Origin of the sequence: Okeania sp. SIO2B9, from assembly GCF_010672505.1 — a bacterium.
Taxonomy (GTDB): Bacteria; Cyanobacteriota; Cyanobacteriia; order Cyanobacteriales; family Microcoleaceae; genus Okeania; species Okeania hirsuta.
The window spans coordinates 1-7,494 of record NZ_JAAHGK010000221.1; the positions used below are offsets into that span (position 1 = coordinate 1).

The 7,494-nt window shown below is 36.0% G+C and carries 4 protein-coding genes; 2 read left to right on the forward strand and 2 right to left on the reverse strand.

Annotated elements, in window-relative coordinates; genetic code table 11:
• Positions 1-672: hypothetical protein (locus tag F6K13_RS10405; RefSeq protein ID WP_287287324.1), on the reverse strand; the 672-nt coding region annotated here is incomplete at its 3' end.
• Positions 673-1,642: 970 nt separating this feature from the next.
• On the opposite strand from F6K13_RS10405, the gene F6K13_RS10410 reads away from it, so the two are divergent.
• A complete protein-coding gene (locus F6K13_RS10410) occupies positions 1,643-3,658 on the forward strand; it encodes a mechanosensitive ion channel domain-containing protein (RefSeq protein WP_124144304.1) in 2,016 nt (671 codons plus the stop codon).
• Positions 3,659-4,147: 489 nt separating this feature from the next.
• Positions 4,148-4,915 carry a type I methionyl aminopeptidase gene (map, locus tag F6K13_RS10415; protein WP_124144305.1) on the forward strand — a complete coding sequence of 256 codons (768 nt, stop codon included), beginning with the start codon at positions 4,148-4,150 and terminating at the stop codon, positions 4,913-4,915.
• Positions 4,916-5,680: 765 nt separating this feature from the next.
• Here the strand turns inward: map and F6K13_RS10420 are convergent.
• The gene (locus F6K13_RS10420; RefSeq protein WP_124155472.1) at positions 5,681-6,607 is read right to left on the reverse strand and encodes a thermonuclease family protein; all 927 of its coding nucleotides are present in this window, start codon (positions 6,605-6,607) and stop codon (positions 5,681-5,683) included.
• Positions 6,608-7,494: the final 887 nt, after the last annotated feature.

Sequence of the window (7,494 nt, forward strand, 5' to 3'; positions counted from 1 at the left end):
TAGTTGTTGATTATCTTGAAAACTTGTTGATAGTTGATTCCAAGCTTGCTCATATTTACCTTGATTAAGATTAGAATAATAATTTTTTACTGCTGCTTCACTAGAAGTTTTAGGAGTAGATTCTTGAGGTGTTGTTTCTGATTTTGACGTTGATGAAGTTTCGTCTATATTAACTGTAGAAGGTTCTGGTGTTGGTAAATCTCCTAAACTCATTTCTAGGTTGAATTCTGTAGATTCACTAGGGCTTGACACTTGTACAATATATTCTCCTGTTAGAGGTAGATCGATAGACATTTGTTCTCCAGAAATTGGTGAATCCCTCTGTTCAGCGATGATTAATTCTCGACGTTGTAATAGTTTCGTATCTGGGGCAAATATCCAAATACAAACATTGCTGCTAATTCTATAGTTAAAATCTTTATCCCTTCTAGCATAGAATTTATAGCTAAGTTGTTTTTCAGAGTTAACAGTATCGGATATAGTAATAATATTTTCAGTTAAAGATAAAGATTTAGCGTCTGTTTTATCCAGACGAATTATTGGTTTTTGTGGGCATTCTACAAAGGTAGGAGTAGGTGATGTGGTAGGCAAGTTTAATGGATTTTCAGTAGTAGATAAGTCACGGCACCCACAGATGATTAGAACCGTCAAATATAGTATTGATTTTTTCATATAATTTTTTGTGCATAGATTGGTAAAAAATTCAGATTTGCTGTTTTGATTTAATAGGCTTAATTAGCAGTACATAATTAATTTTGATTGGCTTACTTTATCTCAGTTCAAACATAAATTATCTAACTATTTTAGCTTTAGTTCTGCTAGATTAATTGAAACATAAATCTGGTAGATTGTAATAATCTTTGTTACCAGACACGGTAGTGGGAGCATCTTGTTCCCATGAAGCATCTTGCTCCCATGAAGCGCCGTTGTTAATCTACATATATCATTTACTACGCAGAACTACCGGGAGCAGAAAATAAAAAAAACAACTGTACCTCAGTAACTTGACAAACGATATATCTACAATTGGTTAGCGTTTGTAGACACGGGTAGTCCTGCTCGCGTAATACTAAATGCTAGATGGGGATGAACAATGCCACTTTATGGGAGCAAGATACAAGTAAGGGAGCAAGATGCTCCCACTGTTTTTGTCCTTGAGCAAAATAATTACAATAGACCACCATTACAATGCACCAGCATCTAGACAAGTCACTTGTCGAAGACTCTCTTCATCCACTTTTCCCTTTTTCTTTGCTATAAGATATAGCAGTAGCATTACTATATTTGACTTATGGAATAGTTTAAACAACCTAATATTATTTAATCTTCTATCCTAGATAACTAAAGCCTTCCTCCTTCCTTAATTTGACTTATGGAACATCTAAAACAACGAAATATCAACCTTCTTCCTTCTTCCTTTATCCTAGATAACTAAAGCCTTCCTCCTTCCTTAATTTGACTTATGGAACATCTAAAACAACGAAATATCAACCTTCTTCCTTCTTCCTTTATCCTAGATAACTAAAGCCTTCCTCCTTCCTTAATTTGACTTATGGAACATCTAAAACAACGAAATATCAACCTTCTTCCTTCTTCCTTTATCCTAGATAACTAAAGCCTTCCTCCTTCCTTAATTTGACTTATGGAACATCTAAAACAACGAAATATCAACCTTCTTCCTTCTTCCTTCTTCCTTCTTCCTTCTTCCTTCAACTATGTCTCAAAACTTCAGAAATATGGGTTTAGGTTAATTCTGGCACTGTGCATCTGTTTACTATCAATATTTCTATTCTCTCCCGTCCTAGCAGAAGATGCAACAAGTGTAAAAGCTCCCGTAGTATTAGATGGTCGAGAACTTTTAGAAATTGGCCCTTTTGAAAAAGTGACTGCCCAGGAGAGAGCCGCATTAATGACATCAACTCTGAAATCAGCCTTAGCTGAGAGTATCCAACGAGGAACACCACCACAGATAAAAGTAATCCGCTCTAATCAAGAAGTGGTATTGAAAATCGATAGTCGCCCCTTAATGCAGGTGACAGAAGCGGATGTCCTCAACTCCATGTACTCAGAGATGCAGGTACAAATGTGGCAGGAAAAACTCCAGCAGGGTTTAAATCAAAGTTGGCGGGAACGCACCCCTGCTTATACCCGTTGGGCAGTCAAAAAGCTGATAATTGCCTTTTTGATTACTCTGTTACTTCAGGGGGGACTCGTATTACTATTTCGTTACATTCAACGCCAGAAACTACAAAATCCTCAGAGACGCTGGAACTCCCTACAACTATTAGGTTTACTATTATTGCAAGTGGGAGTATGGGCAACATTTATCAAGTATGGAATTCAACTATTTCCCATAACTAGAGCTTGGTTTTATGAAGCTTTCAAACTTCTAGACAGTACATTTAATTCTAGAATGTTTCAACTGGGAGAAGAAAGCATTTCCCTAACCAGAATATTAACTATCGCTCTAACTATAGTCGCACTTTGGGTAGGGGTAAGTTGGTTTGTGAGTATCCTCAAATCTCGCTTCCTACCCCTGACAGAAGCTGAACGCAGTCACCAAGACACGATCGCTTTTTTTGTCCAATACGGACTGCTTTCTGTAGGAGCGGTTTTAATTCTTAATGCTGGAGGAGTAGACTTTCAGTCTCTAGCTATTTTGCTTGGAGCGCTCGGAGTGGGAATTGGTTTTGGATTACAAAATATTGTCAAAGACTTCATATGTGGGTTAATTTTAATTGTCGCTCGTCCGGTAAAAGTTGGAGAATTAGTTCAAGTTGGAGAATTTCAAGGTTTAGTCCAACGTATCGGTGCCAGAACAACTGATATTTCTAATATCGAACGCTACATTATTACCATTCCCAACTCTCGGTTTATTGAAGGGGAAGTCCTCAACTGGAACCGCAGTGGTATAACTAGAGTGAAAACTTATGTGAAAGTTCCTTATGGAACAGATATTGATTTTGTCTACAAAGTTTTGCTTGCTGCTGCTCAAGTAGAACATCCAGATATTCTCCGTCATCCACCCCCGAAAGTAAAATTTCGGCAATATACAGAGGATGGGTTACAGTTTCGGGTAGTAGCTTTTATCCGCGACCCTCTCAAGCAACCAAAGGTGAGAACCCACCTCTATAACCAAATAGAAAGATATTTGCGAAAGTATGGAGTAGAAGTAGCTCGTCCTCAACAAGACTTACATATCAAAGACCTCGACCCAGAAATCTATGCTTGGTTGCGGTCGCAAACTCCTGTAGAATATCAATCCCAACCTGAAGAAATTCCATCTATCGAGCCACCTGCTATCAAAGAAGAGTACGACTGGGGGGCGATCGCCACTGCCATGCGTGGAGCTAACGGAGTTTCTATCAAAGACCGCAAATTTCAATTTAAGAAATTTCAAAATGTATTTTTTGGTTCGGATGCGGTAGAGTGGCTAATGATTCACGAACGAGCTACTCGGGAAGAAGCTATTTTAATGGGTCAATTAATGTTAGAACAGGGCATAATTCATCATGTTTTAGACGAACATAATTTTAAAGATGAGCCTTTGTTTTATCGCTTTTATGATGATGAGACATCAGATAATTTTCCAGAAAAGAGGGAACAGGGAACAGGGAACAGGGAACCCACCCCTAACCCCTCCGGTGGAGGGGAGTAATTGATAATTTATGGGTAATAATTGATTTTATTTTTGATTTTTAGAGATGTCTATTATATATAAAATTAATAGAAGTAGAGGTTGCGATAACTGTATCAGGACTTATATCATGTCTGGTTAAACAGTGATAAATAAATAACTACGGAGTCCTCAGGAGTCAACCCACCCCTAACCCCTCCGGTGGAGGGGAAGTCAGGAGGAAAGAGGAAAGAGGGAATAAAGAAGAACAACTGGAGTTGAAGGAGAAAGTTTTTTTATAACTAATTATCCGGACATGATATTACCCATGATGTAGGAAAAATTAGGATTTGAGATTGCTTCCCTGTCAGTCACAATGAGGAAAATAGGTTGTACTGCGTAAATCTTAGATAAAAAACTTTCTTCTTTTTTCCTCCTGACTCCTGACTCCTGAGAACTCCGTCGCTATTTATATGCTAAAGTAAGCTATGTCTATCAACCGTATAGCTTACAGGATTAATCAAATAACCAATGGCAACTGAAACTATCGTTTTATTATCAAAAAGAGAAATAGAAAAAATGCGTCGGGCAGGACGTTTGGCTGCAGAATTATTACATCATCTTGAACCTCTTGTCAAGCCTGGAGTAAGCACTCTAGAATTAGATGAAGAAGCAGAACGTTGGACGCAAGCTCATGGCGCTCGTAGCGCTCCCCTTGGTTATCATGGTTTTCCTAAGTCTATCTGTACGAGTATTAATGAGGTAGTTTGTCACGGTATTCCTAACAAAAAACAAATCTTAAAAGAGGGAGATATTATTAACATTGATGTGACTCCAATTCTTGATGGTTATCATGGGGATACTTCTAAAACTTTTTTCGTAGGTGAACCTTCTCCATTGGCTAAAAAATTAGTTGAAGTTACAGAAAAATCTATGTATTTAGGCATTGCTGAAGTTAAACCTGGAAATAAAATTGGGGATATTGGAGCTGCTATTCAAGAATATGCTGAAGCAGAAGGTTTTTCTGTAGTTAGAGATTTTGTTGGTCATGGTGTGAGCAATATTTTCCACACTGCACCACAGATTCCTCATTATGGTACCAGAGGAAAAGGGAAAAAGTTGCGGGCTGGAATGGTATTTACTATTGAACCGATGATTAATGAAGGTACTTGGGAAGCAAAGGTACTTGACGACGGTTGGACTGCTATTACTAAGGATGGTAAATTATCTGCACAATTTGAGCATACTGTTGCTGTTACTGAAACAGGTGTAGAAATATTAACTCAATATGAGGGCTAAATTCAACAATTAATAATTAATTATTAATTATTAATTATTTCCTCTCCTTGAAAAGAAGAGGATTGACTAATCATGAAAATTTTTTCTTGTTTCTCCTTTAAAGGAGAGGCTTTAAACCTTAATTATTCGGTAAATAATAATTATTAAACCTCTGGTTAAAAAGATATAGACTTTTTGCACACATTAGGGAACAGAGAACAGGGACATAGATGTTCACGGCCAAAGATTACGAAAAATGATTTTTCAGTGACTTTTACAACTCTAGCTTATCTTAAATAAAGAGCAAGTTTATTTTCTGGAGATGTCTATTAGATAAAAATTTTGCTGAACGGTTAATAACAGTTGAAGAATATTTTAGGCGTTTCCTGCGGAATACTGCGCAAACAGCTATTAGCGGTCAATTTTGCTACTTTTTTTAATGAATGCGCCCTTATTTATTAAACTTCTATACCCAGTCAAGTAAATTAGTAGTCCTAAAATTTTAAAGGCGCTTAAATGTGAGTAAGAAAAAGATAGTATTCAAGCATCTTACTTGACCAAGAGAAAAGAAAATTAAGTATTTCAAGCCTTCTGCTTTCCTGCGGAATGCTTAAAATCATAGTTTTTATCAAAATAATATGGGTTGCGAACCTCGCCTTTTAAGGCCAAATATTTTTGGAGAGTTGCTCACGCATCCCCCTCCTGGGAGGGGTTAGGGGTGGGTTAACTTCTGTACGTCGCCAATCCGACGGCTCCCCTATCTGACTTCTGACTTCGTTAACCCCCTCATACTGTAGGTGGAAAATCTGATAATTGGTTTATTCCAGAAAGAATAATTTCTGGTTTATCTCTATACATATGTAGTTGCCCAGTGATATAAACATATCCTCTACCTAAACCAAAGTAACGATTTTTTAATAGTTGTAATAATGGCTTCATTTCTTCAGTATTAGTATTTGGAATCCATAATTTTAAACGATGGTCTTTAGTTCCATCATAAATTAAAGCACCATTATCTAACCACTTAGAAACTCCTCCCTGTAAATCATAGAAAACTGTTACATATTCTTCAGCTCTTGCTGCTGCTAAAATCTTGGGAAAATCTAATCTCACTTCTAGAACTCCAGAAGCTATTCCATAGGTACGATAATTATCTACAATGGAAGCTCTTAATGACCACCAAGGTACTAGCAAATTATAATTTCTTTTACGTTTACCTCGATTTACTTGAGGATTCCAAACACCAAGATTATTAGCTTGAGCTTCTATTTCTGCAGCTATCATTTCTTGATGATAAAGTCTAGAATTCCCATATTTAATAAAATAGGGACTCCAGCCTTCTCTAATTAGTTTAATATTAAAGTTTTCTCCATTTTTATTTACATAAGCTATTAAACGACCTTGATGGTCGCGATATTTTTCTAAACAATTTTCTACAGGGTCGTTTGTATCAAATTCAAGATCGACTTGAGCAAGTTCACCGTCAGGTAATATGAAATATTTTATTGCCATTTCTGATGCTGCTTTACCCATGTCTGTCACTGGTTTGGAATATTCAGAATAGCTTTCTTCAGCATCAACATAATCCATTCTGATAAATTCTCGTTTATCGTTTAATAAAACTTTGATTGTGTCACCATCAACTACTTTTGTAACTTGAAGATTTTGAATTGTTGTGCCTTTTTTTTTTATAGTTAAAATTTGAGATTTCATAATCGGCGATCGCTCTTAATTTTCCGCTAAACTAAAATGATATAGGATTTTACATTGAATCAGTAAAAAAGTAAATGTATGAGTTGACCTTGTGTTTAGGAAGTAGATGTTTAAGTAGTGACGCAAAATTAATTAATTTGTATATTTGATGATGAGTCTCTAAATGAATATCTTGAAGTCAAGTTTTCAGTCTCAAGTTTATTCCTGATACTCCACCAAATTGTGAGTCAAATTTCCATAGGGAAAGTAGAAATAAAAAATATTTGATTAAGGCATTATTTAGCTATATTACATCGTAAAATTTGTGTGATTTGCGACTCAGAATAAAGGCGGTAGCTTGTCAGTTTAAGAAGTGATTTAAACCTTAAATTATCAATAAATTATAAAAGATTAAAACGGAGAAAGGCAGGAATAATTTGGCACTTGTTGTAGAATCATATTATTATCTGCCTTACTCCACCAAAATTGAATTGGTGTAATAAAATTTTTTTATAGGTATTTTATAGATTCAAAGCTCTCCTGAACCAACACGATTTCGTAAATTAATTAATTGTTCAATAGTTGTTTGAATTGAATGAAGAGCTGTGGCATCAGAAGATGCTTGCTTTGCTATATCTAACTAAATAAATTGCTTCTGAAAGCTGAGAATAAACTTCTTGGTTTCTAGTGTGGACTTGGCTGAAGTTGAGATAAGACATGGTTCAAGACCCTTAGTTATCTACAACTTCATCATCTCCTAACTCCTGAAAAACCACATCCTTCAACTGGTTCATCCAATTGAGTGATTATTATTTTAGATTAATATTCAGTCTCGATATTATAGATAGCTATACTAATTGGACTTTGGACAAAAAGTAACTAACAGTTAGCGTAATTATTACGCTAAT